A 19,627-nucleotide genomic window follows, 5' to 3' on the forward strand; every position below is an offset into this window, starting at 1 on the left:
GAACGCCAAAGCACTTCATCAATATAGAAGTGCTTCGCGATAGAGCAAATGTGCAGGACGCCTTATCCCAACAACTCTCGCAGGCGATACCAGAACATGCCCAGTGCCAACAATGGCGAGCGCAGCGCCGGACCGCCGGGGAAGGTCATGTGCGGTACGTGGCTGAACACGTCCATGCCCTGACTGTGACCGGCGTGGATCGCCTCACCCAACAGCTTGGCGCACCAGTGGGTGACGTTCAGACCGTGGCCGGAATAGCCCTGGGCGTAGAACACGTTCGGCTGTTGCTTGAGTCGACCGACCTGCGGGAAACGGTTGGCGGTGATGCCGATCTTGCCGCCCCACTGGTAGTCGATGCGTACGTCCGCCAGTTGCGGGAAGACCTTGAGCATCTTCGGGCGCATGTAGGCGGCGATGTCCGCCGGGTCCCGTCCCGAATAATGGCAGGCGCCGCCGAACAGCAAGCGGCGGTCCGCCGAGAGCCGGTAGTAGTCGAGGCCGACTTTCTGGTCGCACAGCGCCAGGTTCTGCGGAATCAGTTCGGCGGCGCGCGCCGCCGACAGCGGTTCGGTGGCGATGATGTAGCTGCCGGCGGGCAGCACCTTGCCACTGAGTTGCTGTTCGAGTTCGTCCAGGTGCGCGTTGCAGCCGAGCACCAGGCTGCCAGCGCGCACGGTGCCGCTCTGAGTGCGAACCTGAACGGTCGAGCCGTGGACGATTTTCAGCACCGGGCTCTGCTCGAAAATCCGCACCCCGAGGGTGGCTGCCAGCCGCGCTTCGCCCTGCACCAGATCCAATGGGTGCAAGTGGCCCGAGCCCATGTCGATCAGGCCGCCCTTGTAGGCACCCGCGTTCACCACTTGCTGACGAATCAGCTCACGGGCAACCAGCCGCGTTTCATGGCGATAACCCAGCTGCGCGAGACTGTCCTGCTCGGCCTTGAAGGCGTCGAACTGCGCCGGCGTGTTGGCCAGCTCACAGAAGCCCCAGCGCAGGTCGCACTCGATGGCGTTGTCGGTGATGCGCTGGCGCACCAGCTCCACCGAGTCGATCCCGGCCCGGTGCAGGTAACGCACGCCTTCGCTGCCGACATGCCGTGAGAAACCTTCGACGTCATGACCGATCCCGCGAATCAATTGCCCGCCATTGCGCCCGCTGGCGCCCCAGCCGATGCGCCGGGCTTCGAGCAGGATCACCGAGAGCCCGCGCTGCGCCAGTTCAATGGCCGTGTTGACGCCGGTGAAACCGCCGCCGATCACGCAGACATCGGCGATCAGGTCATCCGCCAGTTCCGGATAGGGTGTGCTGGCACGGGCCGACGCGGCGTAATAGGAGAGGGCGTGTTCCTGGGTGTACTGATTCATTTGTTCGACTTCACTTTGCTCCAGGACCGGGTCATCAGACGCATGATCGACTGAGGCGGGGTAGAGGAGATATAGAGCTTGTCGAGGACTTCCTGGGACGGATAGACCTCGGCATTGTTGACCAGCTCGGCATCCATGTATTGCTTGGCCGCGGGGTTCGGGTTGGCGTAGCCGACCGAGGCGCTGACCTTGGCGATCACTTGCGGGTCGAGCAGGTAATTGATGAAGGCGTGGGCTTCCTTGGTGTTGCCGGCATCGGCAGGAATCGCCAGCAGGTCGAACCACAGGTTCGCGCCTTCCTTGGGAATCGAGTAAGCGATGTTCACGCCGTTCTTGGCTTCCTTGGCGCGGTTGGCGGCCTGGAACACGTCGCCGGAGTAACCGAAGGCCACGCAGATGTCGCCGTTGGCCAGGTCGGACACGTATTTCGAGGAATGGAAATAGGTGATGTACGGCCGGATGCTCAACAGTTTCTCTTCAGCCTTCTTGTAGTCTTCGGGTTTTTCGCTGCGCGGGTCCATGCCCATGTAGTTGAGGATGGCCGGGAACACTTCATCGGCCGAGTCCATCATCGACACGCCGCACTGGGTGAGTTTCTTCAGGTTCTCCGGTTCGAACAGCACGGCCCAGGAATCGATGTGATCGATGCCCAGCACTTGCTTGACCTTGTCGACGTTGTAGCCGATGCCGTTGGTGCCCCACAGGTATGGCACCGAGTGCTCGTTGCCCGGATCGTTTTTCTCAAGCAGGGCCAGCAGTTTCGGGTCGAGGTTTTTCCAGTTCGGCAGCTGCGAGCGATCCAGTTTGAGGAATGCACCGGCCTTGACCTGACGGGCGAGGAAGTGGTTTGACGGCACCACCACGTCATACCCGGTACGGCCGGCGAGCAGTTTGCCTTCAAGGGTTTCATTGGAGTCGAAGACGTCGTAGATCACCTTGATTCCGCTGGTGGACTGGAAGTCGGCGAGGGTGGTTTCGCCGATGTAATCGGTCCAGTTGTAGACGCTGACCTGGGGTTGGGCGATGGCACCGGCACTGCACGCCAGGGCCAGAGCGGCGGGGATCAAGGATTTCAACAGACGCATATCGACACCTCTTCGAATTATTGGATTTTTCAGGCGACTCTTGCTGATCGTTCCCACGCTCTGCGTGGGAATGCCTCAATGGACGCTCCGCGTCCGCTCTTGGGACGCAGAGCGTCCCGGGCTGCATTCCCACGCAGAGCGTGGGAACGATCGTGGGTTGGTTTTTGTTGTTTTAATCAGACGCTCAGCAACAGGAACTCCCGCTCCCAGGAACTGATCACGCGCTTGAAGTTTTCATGCTCGGCGCGTTTCACCGCGACGTAGCCGCGTACGAATTTGCTGCCCAGGTATTGCGCGACGGTGTCGCACTCTTCCATTTGGGTCAGGGCTTCTTCGATGGTGATCGGCAGGCGCAGGTTGCGGCGCTCGTAAGCCCGGCCTTCGACGGCAGCGCTCGGCTCGACGCCTTCGACCATGCCGATGTAACCGCACAGCAGGCTCGCCGCGATCGCCAGGTACGGGTTGGCGTCAGCACCCGGCAAACGGTTTTCAACCCGCATCGCCTCAGGCCCGGAGGTCGGCACACGCAGGCCGACGGTGCGGTTTTCTTCGCCCCACTCGACGTTGACCGGCGCCGAAGTGTCCGGCAGGAAGCGGCGGAACGAGTTCACGTTCGGCGCGAACATCGGCAGCACCTTCGGGATGTATTTCTGCAGGCCGCCGATGTGGTGGCGGAACAGGTCGCTCATGCTGCCGTCGGCATTGGCGAAAATCGGTTGGCCGCTGGCGATCTCGACCACGCTCTGATGCAGGTGCATGGCGCTGCCGGGCTCGTCGCCGATCGGCTTGGCCATGAAGGTTGCGGTCACGTTGTGCTTGAGCGCGGCTTCACGCAAGGTGCGCTTGAACACGGTGATCTGGTCGGCCAGATCCAGCGCATCGCCGTGACGAAAGTTGATTTCCATCTGCGCCGGGCCGTCTTCGTGGATCAGCGTGTCCAGGTCCAGGCCTTGCAGTTCGCACCAGTCGTAAACGTCTTCGAACAGTGGATCGAATTCGTTGGCGGCATCGATGGAGAACGACTGACGACCACTCTCGGCACGACCGGAACGGCCCAGCGGTGCCTTCAACGGCAAGTCCGGGTCTTCGCAGCGCTGGGTCAGGTAGAACTCCATTTCCGGCGCCACGATCGGCTTCCAGCCTTTGTCGGTGTACAGCTGCAGGACTTTCTTGAGCACGTTGCGCGGCGACAGTTCGATCGGGTTGCCGAACTTGTCGAAGGTGTCGTGGATGACGATGGCGGTCGGCTCGATGGCCCACGGAATCACGTACACCGCGTCGCTCACCGGCTTGCAGACCATGTCGATGTCGGCCGGATCGAGCAGATCGTAGTAGACGTCGTCGTCGACAAAATCCCCGGTTACCGTTTGCAGCAGCACACTTTCCGGCAGGCGCATGCCTCGCTCATGCAGGAACTTGTTGGTCGGTGCGATCTTGCCGCGGGCGATGCCGGTCAGGTCGCTGACCACGCATTCCACTTCGGTAATCTTGTGATCTTTCAGCCATGTGAACAGCTGATCGAAAGGGGCATTCATAAAGACCTCGTCGTTGGTTTTGTTGACGCGGGGGAAAAGCGATTTCATCTTTCGCAGGCTTCCCCTGTGGCGCGTTGACGACTATCTTGGGCGGGCCTTGACGTTCCATCTATCCACTTTCAGCAGTACCAAAGCGCACCAAAAGAGTGCGCAAGGTCTCCCATGACGACGTGTAATCCGCTACAGGTTCAAGCTTTCAACACCGCCGATGTCACCGAACAGATCCGCGCCACGCCGGGTTGGGTTCAGCATTACCAGCAGATGTCGCCGGGGCATTTCGCCGGGCAGATCCGTTATCTGGACTTGCAGGGTGTGGAGGTCTACGAAGAACAGATGAACACCCGGGTCGAGCAGAATTTCAGCGCGCCGGAAGGCTCGCTGGCGTTCTGTTTCGATCGCAGCGACAACGCGCTTTATCTGCTCAATGAAGAGAGCCGCAACATCTGGATCACTCCGGAGAACTACCAGGAGATCGCCGTGGTGTTCGGCCCGCAATTCGTCCAGCGCAATGGGTTGGACATGGCCAGGCTGGAAGGTCTGTTCATGGCGCCGCTCAATGGCGCGCAGAACGGATTGTTCAGTCGCTGGTTAAGCTCGACACTCACGAAGTTGTCGCAAACCCTTGATCAACCAAGCAAAGAAGCGCTGACCCAGCAGTTGCTGGAGGACTGCCTGTTCATCCTCGACAACGCGAGCGTGTGCCTGGACGGCGGTGGTTTGCAGCGTCGCGCCGAAGAACGAATCACCCTCAAGCGCGTGGGCGAGTGGGCGGCAGATTCACCGGAGCAAACCCTGAATCTGCTGGAACTGTCGCGGGTCGCCGGAGTTTCCCTGCGCCAGTTGCAGCAGACGTTCAAGGCGTACACGGGGATGTCGCCGAGCCATTGGCTGCGTTTGCGCAGGCTCAACAGTGCCCGGCGAGAATTGCTCAAACGCTCGCCGGCAGATACGACAGTGGCAGAAGTCGCGATGAACTGGTCGTTCTGGCATTTGGGCCGCTTTTCAAGCAGTTACCGGGCGATGTTCAAGGAGTTGCCGAGCGAGACCTTGAAGCGCTCGTCGTCTTTGTGACGGGCGCACACTAATTCACCCGGTTATTGCGCACGATCGAGAAGTTCAGCGCCGCGGCGACACACAGCCAGGCCAGATAAGGGAACAGGATCAACCCGGTGATGACATCCAGGCGCAAGGCCAGCACCACCATCACGGCGACGACCAGCCACAACAGTACGAGAATGATCATCGCGGCAACGATCCGCTGGGCACCGAAAAACACCGGTGTCCACAGCGTGTTCAGGGCAATCTGCGCCGCCCACAACGCCAACACCATTTCGCTGCCGGGAATCAGGGTCAAGCGGTAGCCAACCCAGGCCAGCAGCAGGTAGATCGTCGTCCATGCCACCGGAAACACCCAGTTGGGCGGGGTGAACTTCGGTTTGTCGAGCTGCGCGTACCATTGGCCTGGCTTGAAAACCATGCCGGTGGTTGCGGCCGCGCCGCAGGCGATCAGGAAAATCAGGAAAGTCACCATTTCATACTCCTTGGCCGCAGCCCGTCTGCCTGGTTTGTTCCGCCGCAGCGGTCGTTCATTCGGATCTTGAGCACATCAATTCACTGACCCGCGCCACCAGCGTGTCGATCGCGAAGGGCTTGGTCAGCACCTGCATGCCGGGGCCCAGTTGACCGGCGCCGATCACTGCGTTCTCCGCGTAACCGGTAATGAAGAGGGTCGTCAGGTTCGGCCGGATCTCTCTGCCGGCGTCAGCCAGTTGTCGGCCGTTCATGCCACCCGGCAGGCCGACGTCGGTGATCAGCAAGTCGATATGCACGTTCGATTGCAACACTTTCAGGCCTGCAACGCTGTCGCTTGCCTCAAGCAGGTTGTAGCCGAGATCGCCAAGCACTTCGGTCAGCAAGGCGCGCACCGTGGGTTCATCGTCCACCACCAGAATGGTCTCGCTGGCCTTGGGAACTACAGCCGGTGCGATGTGCTTGTCATCGAGACTGTGCACGGGGTCGCCGCAGTGACGCGGCAGGTAGATGCACATCGTGGTGCCCCGGTCGACCTGCGAGTGCACGCGCACCTGGCCGCCGGATTGCTTGGCGAAACCGTAGATCATCGACAGCCCGAGCCCCGTGCCCTGGCCCAGCGGCTTGGTGGTAAAGAACGGGTCGAAGGCCTTGGCGACCACATCCGCCGACATGCCGATGCCGGTATCGGTGACGCACAGACACACGTATTCACCTTCGGGAATATCCAGCGCGGCGGCGGTCTCGGCATCCATGGTGCGATTGGCCGTTTCAATGGTAATGCGTCCGCCATCGGGCATCGCATCGCGGGCGTTGATGCACAGGTTGAGCAGCGCGTTTTCCAGTTGACTGGCATCCACCAGCGTCGGCCAGAGCTCCGGCGAGCCAATGGTTTCCAGAAAAATGCTCGGGCCCACGGTGCGCTGGATCAGTTCGGTCATGCCGGTCATCAGCATGTTGACGTCAGTGGGGCGCGGATCGAGGGTCTGGCGTCTGGAGAACGCCAGCAGGCGGTGGGTGAGGGCAGCAGCACGCTTGACCGCGCCCTGAGCGGTGACCATGTATTTGTCGACTTCGCTATACCGGCCCTGACTGATCCGCGTCCCCATCAATTCCAGCGCGCCAGAAACGCCGGCCAGCAAATTATTGAAGTCATGAGCCAGGCCCCCCGTCAGTTGGCCGACCGCCTCCATCTTCTGCGACTGACGCAGTTTTTCTTCCGCTTGCATCAACTCGGCGGTGCGCGATGACACCCGCTGTTCCAGTGTGTCGTTGAGCGCACGCAAGGCGGCGATAGCCCCGTCGCGCTCCGCCTCAACGGTGCGGCGTTCCTCGACGTCGATCAGGACGCCGGGGAAGCGTAGTGGTTTGTTGTCATCGGCACACTCAACGCGGCCGTTGGCTTCGATCCACTGGTATCTGCCGTCGGCGCGGCGCACGCGGTACTGATGGGAATAGGCGCCGCCGCGACCAATGGCTTCGTCGATCGCCGTGGTCAGCGCATCCCGATCGTCGGGGTGCACGCTGGTGATCACTTGTTCGAGGCTGAGGCCCTCGCGCCCCAGACTCGGGTCGAGGTTGAACACCTGGGCGAAGCCTTCGTCGACGGCAAAACGATCAGTCAGCAGGTCCCAATGCCAGGTGCCGATAATGGCACCGGCAGCGAGGGCCAGTTGCACGCGTTCGACGTTCTCCCGGGCGATCGCTTCACTGGCGCGCAAGCGCTCCTCGGCATCGCGTCGCTCGGTGACGTCGTTGAACAGGATCGCGATCTGCCGGTCGGCCGGATCGCCGACCCGCACGGCGCGCACATCGAACCAGCGTTCAAAGGTATTGGCGTAATTTTCGAAGTTCGCCGGTTCCCCGGTCTTGGCCACATGGCCGTAGGTTTCGAACCAGAAGCGTTCCAGATTGGGCGCGAATTCGGTAACCCATTTGCCGCGCAGGTTGACCCCGCACTGGCGCTCGAACGCCGGATTGGCCTCGACGAAGTAGTAGTCGACGGGATCGTCGTTGGCGTCGAATTTGACTTTGACGATGGCAAATGCCGATTCGATGGTTTCCAGAATGGTGCTGAAGCGTTCCTCACTGCGGGCGAGCGCAGCTCTACTGGCCTGCAGTTGGGCCGCCACATTTTGCTCAGTGTCGACTTCACTGCTCAGCAGCGCGGCGCGTAATCGCTTTACCTCGGACTCAAGTGCTTCGCGAGTAAGGTGTTTGAGGGTATCCATCTCACCTGCTTTGTTAGGTTTTTCAGGGGCCGGTTTCATGGGGCGGACAGGCCGGACTGGGACAGTGGTCATCGCAAAACGGTCAGGCTTGATTGCTGTTCATTCGTTGACAGGTGGCGCCGTCGTTAAGTTTCACCGATGGTTTCGGGCGAACACCGAGTTCAGATCGACTCCCCCTTGTCCAGGCGGGCCAACAGCTTCTCGCCGCGTTGCCACAGTGCCTCTTGCCTGGCCTGCGGCATGCGATCGAGGTTCTTGTACATCATGCTCATGCGCTGATTGCCCCGCAGCAGCTCACCGTGGCGCATCAGGAAATGCCAGTACAGCGAATTGAACGGGCAGGCATTGTCCGCCGTGCTTTCGCTGACCTTGTACGTGCAATCGCGGCAGTAATCCGACATGCGATTGATGTACTGGCCGCTGGCGCAATAGGGTTTGGAACCGAGATAACCGCCATCGGCGTGCATGACCATGCCCAGTGTGTTGGGCAGCTCGACCCAGTCGAAGGCATCCATGTAGATCGCCAGATACCATTCGCAGATCTGGCTCGGTGCGATACCGGCGAGCAGGGCGAAATTGCCGGTGACCATCAGCCGCTGAATGTGATGCGCGTAGGCGTGCTGCAAGCTTTGCCCGATGGCGTGGCGCATGCAGTTCATCTGCGTATCGCCGGTCCAGTAGAACTCGGGCAGTGGCCGGGTGTTGCCGAACGAGTTGCCCAGCGCGTAATCGGGCATTTTCAGCCAATACACGCCTCGCACATATTCACGCCAGCCGATCAGTTGCCGAATGAAGCCTTCGGCGGCGTTGAGCGCAACGCTGCCGGACCAGTATGCCGACTCCACGTCGCTGCACAGCTGCCGCAAGTCCAGCAGGCCGATATTGAGTGCTGCGCTGATGCGCGCATGAAACAGGAACGGCTCATCACTGGCCATGGCGTCCTGGTAATCGCCAAACCCGGCCAGACCGTAATCGAGAAAGTACGCCCACAGTGCCTGCGCATCGGCATGGGTGACGGGATAGTTGAAGTCATCGAGCGCGCCGTAGTGCTGGCTGAAACGCGCCTTGACCAGTGCCAGTACTTCGCTGGTGATGGCGTCGTTATGGAAGCGCGCGGGGTAGGGGGCTTTCACGCCTTTGGGCAGGGCCTTGCGATTCTCGGCATCGAAATTCCACGCGCCGCCCACTGGCGAACCGTCGCCATTGAGCAGCAAGCGGCTCTTGCGACGCATCTCCCGGTAGAAGAACTCCATGCGCAGCTGTTTCTTGCCCTCGGCCCATGCAGCGAACTCTTCGCGACTACACAGAAAACGCGTATCGGCGTGCCAGTGAATCGGCAAGCCGCATTCCTTCATCGAGTGCTCCAGCCGCCAGTCGCCGCACTCGGTGACGTGCACTTCTTCGGCCTGCAACAGCGCTTGCCAGCGCTGTAACTCACCCGGCACCAAACCGCGGTTATCTGGGTCATCCAGGGTGACATATTCAACACGTACACCCTGGTCTCGCAGCGCCTTGGCGAAGTGGCGCATGGCGCTGAAGATCAGGGCAATCTTCTGTGGATGGTGGGGCACATGGCTGGCTTCTTCCATGACTTCGACCAGCAACACCGTATCGCGCTCGGCATCGAGTGCCTGTAATGAAGCCAGGTCGAAGGACAACTGGTCGCCCAGTACCAGGCACAGACGGCGGGTTGCGTTCATTCAACTGAGCTCTGCGTTGTACGGATCATGGGCTTGCTTCTGTGCCCTGACGACGGAAGAACAAAGTCACCTGACCGACTTCCACGCCAAACTTGGACATGCTGGTGCGGTTGATCAACGTGTCCTCATCCATCAGATACATCCAGTCGTCCATGCTCATTTCATAGGTCGAATCGTCGACGGGCAGGTTCAGGCGATAACGCCAGTGCAGGGCGTTCCCGGCAATCTGGCCCTGGGCCACGCCGACCACATCGCCGGCGCGACCGCTCCAGCGTCCCTGGCCCTCGGGCGTCAAGGTCCAGACGCGCTGCTGGCGGGTACCGTCGCTGTACAGGAAGCGCTCGTCGAGAATCAGGTTGTCGCCTTCGCGACGGCTGACGATCGTGACTTCGAAACGCTTGGTCACTTCGCCGCTGCGCTTCTGGAACATTCCCCAGGCCTTGACGGGCTGGCTGAAAAAACGATGCAGATCCAGGGCTGGCTGTTGATCGGCATAACGGTTGACATCCACGCCGGTGCAGCTTGCGATGCTGAGCATCAGTGTCAGTAACAGCAGTAATCGAGACATTGCCTTACTTCCTGATTGCAGAGGTACCGGGGGAAGTATTCGCCCCGCTTTCTTGTACGCCATGCATCGCACGTACAGGGTTGTGGCCATCAAATTTCGCTTTCTCGCGGCAGGAGGGCCCGTAAAAATAGGTTGGCAGCAGAAAATGTTGTACGCATAAGATCATTTTGTATAGGTATTAAACAAGATAGGCGGAAAAACAGCACCTGACAATGAAGCGGCAATTTTTCGTGTGTATCCGAAGCCTCACATCACGACGTGAAGGCTTGGTTGAGTAGCGGGGGACGGGACGAATAGTGATCGTGACGCTCGTGAGGTCTTGCTCAACGGATCCATCGTGCTCCAGTCAAAAACGTTATAGCCCCCATCCGTAACTGTTATTACCGCCGTTGGGTTTGCGCTGTTTAGCATCGATCGGGTTTTTACTGTCGACGAGAACAACAACGTGAACCTCGGAAAAATAATTAGTCGAAGTGCCAAGTACTGGCCGCAGCATATGGCGGTCATTGATCACCGAAGCCGGCTTACATTTGCTCAGCTTGAGCGACGCACCAATCAGCTTGCTTCCAGCCTGCTGGAGAAGGGTATCCGCACCGGTGAGCATGTCGGCATTCTTGCGCCCAACCGAGTCGAGCTGGTGGAGGCCGAGGTGGCGTTCTACAAGGCTGGGCTGGTCAAGGTCCCGATCAACGCAAGGCTGTCGCTGGATGAAGTCGTTCAGATCCTCAACGACTCCTGCAGCGTGGCGCTGATCACCACGGCGGCATTCGCCGAAGCGCTGATCGCCCGACGTACCGAAGTGCCTGCACTGCGCTTGATCGTATCGCTGGACGAAGGTGGCGCCGACATCGATTATCCGACCTTGCTCAGCCAAGGCTCTGACAAGCCTGTCAGCTGTGATCTGCCTGACGACACCCTCGCCGTTTTGCATTACACCTCTGGCAGTTCCGGCGTGCTCAAGGCTGCCATGCTCAGCGTCGGCAACCGCAAGGCGCTGATCCGCAAGAGTATCGCCAGCCCCACGCGACGAGCAGTGCCGGGCGATGTCATGGCTCACGTCGGTCCGATCACCCATGCCAGCGGCATGCAGTTGATGCCGTTGCTGGCCGTCGGTGCCTGCAACCTGCTGCTGGAGCGTTACGACGATCGGCAGTTGCTGGAAAGCATTCAGCGCGAACGGGTAACGCGCCTGTTTCTGGTCCCTGCGATGATCAATCGGCTGGTGAATCTCCCAGACGTGTCACGGTATGACCTGAGCAGTCTGCGCCTGCTCATGTATGGCGCCGCGCCCATGGCACCGTCGTTGGTAAAACGCGCTATAGAGGTGTTCGGGCCGATTCTGGCGCAGGGTTACGGCGCAGGTGAAACCTGCTCGCTGGTGACCGTGCTGACCGAACAGGATCACTTGTGCGAGGACGGTGACTACCGGCGTCTGGGCTCGTGCGGGCGTTGTTATTTCGAGACAGACCTGCGGGTGGTCAATGATGAATTCGACGATGTAAAGCCCGGTGAGATTGGCGAAATTGTCGTCAAGGGGCCCGACATCATGCAGGGCTACTGGCGGGCGCCACAGCTGACCGCGGAGGTGATGCGCGACGGTTACTACCTCACTGGCGACCTGGCGACGGTGGACGAGGAGGGTTATGTATTCATCGTCGACCGCAAAAAGGAAATGATCATTTCCGGCGGCTTCAACGTCTACCCGACCGAGGTCGAACAGGTGCTTTACACCTTGCCGCAGGTCTTTGAGGCGGCGGTGGTCGGCGTCCCCGACGAGCAGTGGGGCGAAGCGGTGCACGCCGTCATCGTACTCAAGCCCGGCGCCGAGATCAGCGCAACCGAAATCATCGAGCATTGCGCCCGGATCCTGGCCGGCTTCAAGAAACCGCGCGGCGTGGATTTCGTCAGCGAGTTGCCGAAAAACCCCAACGGCAAGGTGGTCCGCCGCCTGATCCGCGATGCCTATTGGCAAAACAGCGAACGCCGCATCTGACCGAGGACATCATCATGTATCAACCAAGTGAAAAGGCGCGCGGCATTATCGAAGGCATCGAGGGCTTTGTACGCGAAGAAATCCGCCCGCTTGAACAGCGTGAAGGCCTCAGTTGGGCCGAACCGCATCCCCGCCAGGTATTGCAGCAGGTCTGGCAGCGTTCGTGCGAATTGGGTTACTACAACATCATGCTGCCCGAAGCCATCGGCGGCGCGGGGCTGAGCGTCGCCGATCTGTGTGCGGTGAAGGAGGCGACGGTGCTGACCGGTTCGATGCTGGCGCCACACATTCTGGGCGAACTGTCCGGTCCGCCGCGCATTGGTCATCTGTTCAAAGTCGCAAGTCCCGTGCAGGTCGAAACGATCCTGCAGCCCATCTGCAAAGCGCAGAAAGCCGTGTGCTTCGCCCTCACTGAAAGCGAGGCCGGTTCTGATGCGGCGGCCATTCAGACCCGTGCGCGGCTGGAGGGTGACCATTACGTTCTCAACGGCGGCAAACGCTTCATTTCAGGCGCACCTTACGCCGACATTGCCGTGCTATTGGCGGTCACCGGACCGGGCACGGGAGCACAAAACATTTCGGCTTTTTTTGTCGACCTGAAAGCACCCGGCGTACGCATCGAAAGCGACTATTCGGTGATGTCCGGCGGCGGTGCGCATGGGGATATTTTTCTCGATGAAGTTCGCGTACCGGTGACCCATCGCATCGGCGAAGAGGGGCAGGGCTTCAAATTGGCGATGGGCCGCATTACCCTCAACCGCCTGCTCCATTGCCCGACGTTGCTGGGGCTGGCCGGTCTGGCGCTGAACCTGTCGATCGACTACGCGCGAACCCGCAAGCAGTTCGGTCAGCCGATCGCGATGTTCCAGTCGATCAATCACATGATCGCCGACATGGCCACCGAACTGCACGCTGCCCGAAGCATGGTGTACGCCACTGCGGCAGTAAATGACAGCGGTGGCGACATTCGTACCCAGGCACCGATGTGCAAGCTGTTCGTCTCGGAGACCGCGTTCCGGATCGCTGACCGTGCGGTGCAGATCCACGGCGGTGCCGGTCTGTTGCGCGGGCATCCCGTGGAGTGGATTTTCCGTGCGACGCGGATGATGCGCATCCTGACCGGAACCAGTGAAATCCAGCGCAACACCATCGCCAAAGGCGTGCTGATGCCCGCTTAGGGTCGCTTGCTGTACGTCCGGCCTTGCGGGCCGGACGCTCCGATAAAAACAATAACGAGAGATGACCATGACTCACACTGACAAACCTGCGCGTCCGGGCACGGCCTGGATGATTGCGGTACTGCTGGCGGTTTTGATGCTGGTGAACTTCCTCGACAAAGTGGTCATTGGCCTGGTCGCGGTACCGATGTCCAAGGAGCTGGGCCTGACCCCCACCGAATTCGGTCTGGTGGGCGGCGCCTTGCACTGGTTTTTTGCCATATCCGCTGTGATCGGGGGATTTGTCGCCAACCGCCGCCCCACGCGCACATTGTTGCTGGGCATGGGGGCGTTCTGGGCGGTGATCCAGTTACCGATGCTGTTCGTCAGTTCGCTGTGGGCCATCATTGCCTGCCGGGTGTTGCTCGGCATTGGCGAAGGCCCGGCGTCGCCAGTTGCGACCCATGCGCTGTACAAATGGTTTCCCAATGACCGTCGCAATCTGCCGGTTGCGCTGCTGCACACGGGCAGTGCGCTGGGGCTGCTGGTCGCCGGTGCGATGATCCCGTGGATCAGCGTGCATTACGGCTGGCGCATGAACTTCATCGTGCTCGCGGTGATCGGTGCAGTGTGGTGTGTGTTGTGGTGGTTGCTTGGCAGCGAAGGCACCCTCGACAGGATTCGCACCGGGCAATTGAGACTGGACGAAGGGAGAGTCGCTTATCGGCGGCTGCTGCTCGACAGCACGGTACTGAGCAACTACCTCTGTCATTTCGCCGCCAACTGGTCGCTGGCACTGACCCTGACATGGGTGCCGAGCTACCTGCAGACCGGTTTGGGCATTGACCCGATCATGACGGGGCGGGTGTTTGTACTGTTCGTGGTGGTGACGACACCGTTGAGTCTGTTTCTGGCCTGGTTATCGCAACGGTTCATGCGTGCGGGCATCACGACCCGCTGGTCGCGGGGCGCATTCGTTGCCATTTGCCTGGTTGTCAGCGGCCTGCTGTCCGCCGCGCTCATGCTTGAGGGACTGAGCAACGTGGAGCGGATCGTCTGTCTGACGTTCAGCGGGGGGCTGGCCCTGGTGATGTATTCGGTCGGCCCGGCGATGCTCGCCGAGTTCACGCCGGGCAGCCAGCGTGCAGGCGTCCTCGCGATTGGCAACGGCATTGCGTCGCTGGCCGGTCTGTCGGCTCCGGTGGTCACCGGATTGTTGGTGCAGGGTGCTGGCGCCGAGCATCCGGCGGGTTACGCCGAAGGGTTTCTGGTATGCGGGGCGGTGCTGGTGGTTGCCGGGCTGGCAGGCTTGTTGTGGATGAATCCGCAGAAGACTCGCCAGCGCTTGCTTCAGGTCGACGCTGTCGGGCGGCCGGCAGTGATTTGAGCAAACGGCGCCGTCCGACTGCGCCGTGACAGCTTCAGGCTTCGCCGACAAAACTCAGCGGTGGCTCGATAGTGCGTTCGATCAGGCTGCCTTTCCAGCGGCCTTCGATGACAGCGTCTACAAGCAGGCTGCGCACCAGGTCGCGCATGCAGGTGGCGGCGAACGACAGTGGCTTGTGCTGCGAATGGGCGAGGGACACGGTGCGCGTGATGCGCGGCTCGACGATCAGTCGCGCTGAGATCGGTTCAAGCAGATCCGTCAATGGCGGCCAGTTGCTGATGGTCGCTGCCAGTCCCGCGCGCACCAGACTGCTGATGCCCGGCGCCGACTGTTGTTCGTAGCTGGAATCGAGTGTCACGCCGGCTTCCATTGCGGCCTGTTCGATACGCCGGCGCAGATGCAGTGCACGCGGCGGCATCACCAGGCGCGTCGCGGCCGCTTCGGCGAGGCTGATCGGTGAGTGATTGGCTTCTTGCGCGGTGGCACCGACCCAGAAAAGGTCCTCGGTAAACACCGGTTCGGCGATGACGTGTTCCAGCTCCTCGGCATTGGGCACCACACCAAAATCGACCTTGCCCAACTCGATCGCCTGGCCGCCTTCACGGCTCAGGCCGTCCCACACCGTCAATTTGATCCCCGGAAATTTGTTCTGCGCCTGGGTGATGATCGCTGGCAGCAGCAGTGCCGACGCCGTCGCCGGAATGGAGATCGACACGTGCCCCATGGGATTGCCACGGCTTGATTTGAGCTCATCCTTCACCGAGTCGACTTGCTGAATCACCGAACGCGCCACCTCATACAACTGCCGGCCGGCGTCGGTCAATTCGATGCCGTCATGCAGGCGCGACAGCAATTGCATATCCAGTTCGCTCTCCAGCAAGCCGATCTGTCGACTCAACGCCGGTTGGGCAATGAAGGCGCGTCGCGCGGCGCTGGAGAAGCTTCCAGCCTCGACAATCGCGATGAGGTAACGCAGCTGTTTCAACGTCATGGGGACAATCTCTGGTATGCCGAAGTGTTATGGCAACTATCTGAAGACGCTATTTGTTCAGGTCGGGGCGCCTACTTAGTATCCATAGAGACATAACAAGAGGCCCAGATCAACCCGCAACAATCCGCTTGCCTGCTGAGTCAGCAGCCGCTGTCCCCGCTACAAGACATCCCCGGAAATCTCACTCTCGATAAACACAATAAGAGGTAAAGAGTGATGCAATTGCATATTCGCGGTCTCGCTCGACCGTCGTTTTTTTTATTGTCTTGCTGTTGTGTTTCCAGTCCTGCCGTCGCCCTGCAATTTCAATGGAACGATCTCGAAGCCCAGTTCGATTCGGCGCTGAGCCTGGGCACGAGTATTTCCACGGCTAACCCTGATCCGGCGTTGCACAACAGCGCCAACAGCGACGATGGCAAACTCAACTTCGCCTCCGGCGATGTGTTCTCGGCGGTGTTCAAGGGTACCCATGACCTTGAGCTGAAGCGTGACAACATTGGCGTGTTTTTACGCGGCACATATTGGTACGACACCGCGCTGCGCGATCGTGACCAGCGCTTCAAGAAGGTCGCCGACAACAACCGCAAGCGATCGGCGAAAACCGCGGGCACTCAGTTGCTCGATGCTTTTGGCTACTACCTCTACGACATCGACGGCCAGCCGGGCTCGGTGCGCCTGGGCAAGCAAGTGGTGAACTGGGGCGAAAGCACCTTCATTCAGGGCGGGCTCAACGTCATCAACCCGTTCAACCTGTCCGCGCTGCGCCGTCCGGGTTCCGAAGTCAAGGATGCGCTGGTGCCGGTCAACCTGTTCTATGTCACGCAAAACCTGACCGAGGCACTGTCGTTCGACGCTTTCTATCAACTTGATTGGGAGCAGACTCAACTCGACAACTGCGCGACGTTTTTCTCCAACAACGATTTTCTGCCTGACGGCTGCGATGGCCTTGATGTCGGCGCCAAATTGCTGGGTAACCCTGCCGCCGTGGCCGGGTTGACGCCGTTGGGGGTCAACCTGACGGAAGAGGGCGTGCGCATTCCCCGCGCAGCAGACGATGACGCACGCAACGGCGGGCAATGGGGATTGTCGCTGCGCTGGTACGTCAGCGCTTTGGACACCGAATTCGGCGCCTACGCGGCCAACTATCACAGCCGCACGCCTTACATGGGCACCGTCAGCAGCCCGTATTTCAACAACACCGCGTTCGCTCCACAGTTGTGTGCCAACCTGGGTATTGGCGCTGCCGGGTGCGGGGCATTTGTGGCCTCGGCCGCAGGCCAGTCGCTGACTGGCGCACTGCGTCTGGGGACTTCGCAATATCAGGTCCAGTACCCGGAAGACATTCGCCTGTATGGGCTTTCGTTCGCGACCACCCTGCGTACTGGCACGGCGCTGCAGGGCGAACTGAGCTATCGGCCGAACATGCCGATGCAACTCAATGGCACGGACATTATTCAGTCACTGCTCAATATCGACGGTCGCTCGCCATTGCTGGGCGAAGGTTTGAGAACCGACCGCGACAGTGCGCTGTTCGATGGCTACCGGCGCAAGGAAATGACCCAGGCACAAATCACCGCCCTGCATTCGTTCGGTCAAATGATGGGGGCCAGTCAGCTGCTGCTGGTGGGCGAAATCGGCGCCACGTATGTCGGCGGTCTGGAGGGGCGCGGCGGCCCCCGGTATGGACGCTCGGGCACATTCAACAGCGGAGAACTGGCCGATCCTCGCGTTTGTCAGGCCATCTCGAAAACGCCGCAGCACTGCAACAACGAAGGGTTTCTCACGCCGTTTTCCTGGGGCTACCGCGTGCGCGCAACGTGGACCTATCCCAATGTTCTGGCCGGTTTCGATTTTCGCCCGAACCTGTCCTGGGCTCATGACGTGCACGGCACAGGGCCGGTGGAGGGCTCGGCATTCAGTGAGGGCTCGAAAGCCATCAGCGTCGGTCTGGACGCGACGCTCGCCAGTACCTACAGCGTAAGTCTCGCTTACACCGATTACATCGATGGCGATTACGGCACGCGCGGCGACCGCGATTTTCTCTCACTGAGCTTGGGCGTCACTTTCTGAAGGGCACGACGATGAAGACCACATGCATGATGCTATTCGGTTTGCTCTGGATCACCGGTGCGATGGCGGCGGACGGCCTTGGCGAACACCTGACCCCGGCGGGAGCGGAACGTGCCGCCAGCGCCGATGGCAGAATTCCAGCCTGGCAGGGCGGACTCGACACCGCGCAGTTTAGGTTGGCCAGCAATGGTACGCCGCTTGACCCATACGCCGATGAACAACCGCTTTATGAGATCACCGCCGCGAATGCGCAGCAGTATCAGGATCAGTTGACACCAGGCCAGATCGCCATGCTCAAGCGGTTTCCCGAAACAATGCGATTGCCGGTCTACCCGACCCATCGCAGTGCCGGCGTACCTTCAGCGGTGGCCCTGTCGGCAGCACGCAATGCTGCCAATGCAACGCTGGTGGATGGTGGCAATGGCTTGAAGGGTTTTTCCGGGGCGATTGCCTTTCCCATTCCTGCCAACGGCCTGCAGGTGATCTGGAACCATCTGACACGCCCACGCAACGCCAGTTACAGCCTGATGTCCGACAGCGTGACGCCGCTGAAGAACGGTCGCTTCGTGCGCATGAGCTCGCGTCAGGACGTCGCTCTCCCGCAACCCGTCTCAGATGATGCGACAGATAATATCCTGTACTACTTCACCTACCGGATGACCGCGCCGTCACGTGTAGCCGGCGATGCCATCGTCGTGCACGAGACGCTCGATCAAGTCGCCCAACCACGCCTTTCTTGGGTCTACAGTGCCGGCCAGCGACGGGTGCGCCGCGCCCCGGGAGTCGACTATGACACCACCGGCCCCGGCACGGCAGGCCTGCGTACCGCAGACAGCCGCGACATGTTCAATGGCGCACCCGACCGGTACGAGTGGAAATTGCTCGGCAAAAAACTGCTGCATGTGCCCTACAACAGCTACCGGCTGGCGTCACCGGACCTGCGCTACAGCGAGCTGATCCAGCGTGGTCATCTCGACCCGGGGCCGACGCGCTACGAACTGCACCGTGTCTGGGAAGTGGTCGCTACCCTGAAGCCCGGCGCCAGGCACATCTACACCCAACGCCATTTCTACGTTGATGAAGACACCTGGGCGATTCTGGAGGCGGACGTCTACGACCAGCACGGCGAGCTGTGGCGCACCACTGCGGCACACAGTTTTTATCACCCGGTCGGGCAGGTGGCAGTGAACGCGCTGGAGGTCACTTATGACCTCAAGAGCTCGCGCTATCACGTCTCCGGATTGATCAACGAACAACAGCGCCCGTTTGTGTTCAACCTCGCCACCAGCCTCTCGTACTTTTCGCCCGGCGCATTGCGCAGCTTCGGAGTGCGTTGATGAGCGAGCGATCAACCCGTTGCTGGACCGAACGGCTGCTGGGCGAGGGCGAGCCGCCGGACCCACGCTTTACATTAGCCAACGAGCGAACCTTTCTTGCCTGGATGCGCACCTCCCTGGCATTGCTCGGAGGGGGCATCGCAGTCGAAGCCCTGGCGGTGAACGCCTTCGCGCCGCCATTGCGCATGGGCATGGCGCTGAGCCTGATGCTCGTAAGCCTGTTGATCAGTTCGGGGGCTTGCTTGCGCTGGCTGCGCGTGGAGCGAGCATTGCGACAGCGCCGGGCGCTGCCACTGCCGACGTTGGTGCCCTTGTTGACCCTCGCTTGCGTCTTTGCGGCATTGATGCTCGCGGTAGTGTTGTGGCCGCGTTGGCATGGTTGATCCAGGCTTGCAGGCCGAACGTACTGAGCTGGCGTGGCGACGCACGACCGTCTCGCTGCTGGTCGTAGCGGTGCTGGCGTTCCGGGCGGGCGATTGGCTGCAGTCCGCCGTCGCAATGGTGCCGGTGCTGGTCATGATGTGTCGGCCCGGACGGCGATATCGGCAGGGCCTGGCGATGCTGGAGGCGGAGCGTGCAATGCCGGCGCCGGGTTCGATATTGAGCCTCGGCGCTGGCGTATGTGTCATGGCAGTCATTGGCGTGGCGGGATTGTTGAGCGGTGATTGACACACCGCTC

General features: G+C 60.7%; 16 protein-coding genes. 8 read left to right on the forward strand and 8 right to left on the reverse strand.

Annotation, left to right across the window (positions count from 1 at the left end):
• Positions 1-62 precede the first annotated feature (62 nt).
• The 3 genes from MKZ87_RS02940 to MKZ87_RS02950 all read right to left on the reverse strand — a co-directional run bounded on the left by MKZ87_RS02940 (position 63) and on the right by MKZ87_RS02950 (position 3,984).
• Positions 63-1,364, reverse strand: a complete 1,302-nt coding sequence (locus tag MKZ87_RS02940; RefSeq protein WP_085702043.1) for an NAD(P)/FAD-dependent oxidoreductase — start codon at positions 1,362-1,364, stop codon at positions 63-65.
• The gene (locus MKZ87_RS02945; protein ID WP_085702044.1) at positions 1,361-2,449 is read right to left on the reverse strand and encodes a polyamine ABC transporter substrate-binding protein; all 1,089 of its coding nucleotides are present in this window, start codon (positions 2,447-2,449) and stop codon (positions 1,361-1,363) included. Before MKZ87_RS02945 ends, MKZ87_RS02940 begins: the two co-directional genes overlap by 4 nt.
• Positions 2,450-2,625: 176 nt before the next feature.
• Positions 2,626-3,984, reverse strand: coding sequence for a glutamine synthetase family protein (locus tag MKZ87_RS02950; RefSeq protein ID WP_085696443.1), 1,359 nt, complete (start codon positions 3,982-3,984; stop codon positions 2,626-2,628).
• A gap of 162 nt (positions 3,985-4,146) precedes the next feature.
• Between MKZ87_RS02950 and MKZ87_RS02955 the strand changes: the two genes are divergently transcribed.
• Positions 4,147-5,055 (forward strand): helix-turn-helix domain-containing protein, encoded by a 909-nt coding sequence (locus tag MKZ87_RS02955; RefSeq protein WP_085702045.1) that lies wholly within the window; start codon positions 4,147-4,149, stop codon positions 5,053-5,055.
• A gap of 10 nt (positions 5,056-5,065) precedes the next feature.
• Here the strand turns inward: MKZ87_RS02955 and tspO are convergent, their stop codons facing one another.
• The 4 genes from tspO to MKZ87_RS02975 form a co-directional block, all read right to left on the reverse strand.
• Positions 5,066-5,512 carry a tryptophan-rich sensory protein TspO gene (gene tspO, locus MKZ87_RS02960; protein WP_266200291.1) on the reverse strand — a complete coding sequence of 149 codons (447 nt, stop codon included), beginning with the start codon at positions 5,510-5,512 and terminating at the stop codon, positions 5,066-5,068.
• A gap of 58 nt (positions 5,513-5,570) precedes the next feature.
• Positions 5,571-7,745 (reverse strand): hybrid sensor histidine kinase/response regulator, encoded by a 2,175-nt coding sequence (locus MKZ87_RS02965; RefSeq protein ID WP_085696103.1) that lies wholly within the window; start codon positions 7,743-7,745, stop codon positions 5,571-5,573.
• Positions 7,746-7,906: 161 nt separating this feature from the next.
• On the reverse strand, positions 7,907-9,445 hold the full coding sequence (locus MKZ87_RS02970; RefSeq protein ID WP_234205326.1) for a cryptochrome/photolyase family protein: 1,539 nt from the start codon (positions 9,443-9,445) through the stop codon (positions 7,907-7,909).
• 25 nt (positions 9,446-9,470) lie between these two features.
• Positions 9,471-10,013: a DUF3833 domain-containing protein gene (locus MKZ87_RS02975; RefSeq protein ID WP_234205324.1), complete on the reverse strand. Its 543-nt coding sequence runs from the start codon at positions 10,011-10,013 to the stop codon at positions 9,471-9,473.
• A 445-nt stretch (positions 10,014-10,458) separates the two neighbouring features.
• Here MKZ87_RS02975 and MKZ87_RS02980 point away from each other — a divergent pair, with 445 nt between their 5' ends.
• From MKZ87_RS02980 to MKZ87_RS02990, 3 genes are all read left to right on the forward strand, one after another.
• The gene (locus MKZ87_RS02980) at positions 10,459-12,006 is read left to right on the forward strand and encodes a class I adenylate-forming enzyme family protein (protein ID WP_266200243.1); all 1,548 of its coding nucleotides are present in this window, start codon (positions 10,459-10,461) and stop codon (positions 12,004-12,006) included.
• Between the two features lie 14 nt (positions 12,007-12,020).
• Positions 12,021-13,184: an acyl-CoA dehydrogenase family protein gene (locus MKZ87_RS02985; RefSeq protein WP_085696107.1), complete on the forward strand. Its 1,164-nt coding sequence runs from the start codon at positions 12,021-12,023 to the stop codon at positions 13,182-13,184.
• A gap of 109 nt (positions 13,185-13,293) precedes the next feature.
• Positions 13,294-14,550, forward strand: coding sequence for an MFS transporter (locus MKZ87_RS02990; protein ID WP_085702193.1), 1,257 nt, complete (start codon positions 13,294-13,296; stop codon positions 14,548-14,550).
• A gap of 34 nt (positions 14,551-14,584) precedes the next feature.
• Here MKZ87_RS02990 and MKZ87_RS02995 read toward each other — a convergent pair whose 3' ends face one another.
• Positions 14,585-15,541 carry a LysR family transcriptional regulator gene (locus MKZ87_RS02995; protein WP_085702049.1) on the reverse strand — a complete coding sequence of 319 codons (957 nt, stop codon included), beginning with the start codon at positions 15,539-15,541 and terminating at the stop codon, positions 14,585-14,587.
• A 216-nt stretch (positions 15,542-15,757) separates the two neighbouring features.
• Between MKZ87_RS02995 and MKZ87_RS03000 the strand changes: the two genes are divergently transcribed.
• Genes MKZ87_RS03000 through MKZ87_RS03015 form a run of 4 tightly spaced genes read left to right on the forward strand, consistent with a single transcriptional unit; the run spans position 15,758 to position 19,617 of the window.
• The gene (locus MKZ87_RS03000) at positions 15,758-17,611 is read left to right on the forward strand and encodes a DUF1302 domain-containing protein (protein WP_085702050.1); all 1,854 of its coding nucleotides are present in this window, start codon (positions 15,758-15,760) and stop codon (positions 17,609-17,611) included.
• Positions 17,612-17,637: 26 nt separating this feature from the next.
• The gene (locus MKZ87_RS03005) at positions 17,638-18,948 is read left to right on the forward strand and encodes a DUF1329 domain-containing protein (RefSeq protein ID WP_085702051.1); all 1,311 of its coding nucleotides are present in this window, start codon (positions 17,638-17,640) and stop codon (positions 18,946-18,948) included.
• Positions 18,948-19,331 (forward strand): YidH family protein, encoded by a 384-nt coding sequence (locus MKZ87_RS03010; protein ID WP_085702052.1) that lies wholly within the window; start codon positions 18,948-18,950, stop codon positions 19,329-19,331. Before MKZ87_RS03005 ends, MKZ87_RS03010 begins: the two co-directional genes overlap by 1 nt.
• Positions 19,324-19,617 carry a DUF202 domain-containing protein gene (locus MKZ87_RS03015; RefSeq protein WP_085696112.1) on the forward strand — a complete coding sequence of 98 codons (294 nt, stop codon included), beginning with the start codon at positions 19,324-19,326 and terminating at the stop codon, positions 19,615-19,617. Before MKZ87_RS03010 ends, MKZ87_RS03015 begins: the two co-directional genes overlap by 8 nt.
• Positions 19,618-19,627: the final 10 nt, after the last annotated feature.

The sequence above is a fragment of the Pseudomonas sp. MCal1 genome (assembly GCF_026341415.1).
GTDB lineage: Bacteria > Pseudomonadota > Gammaproteobacteria > Pseudomonadales > Pseudomonadaceae > Aquipseudomonas.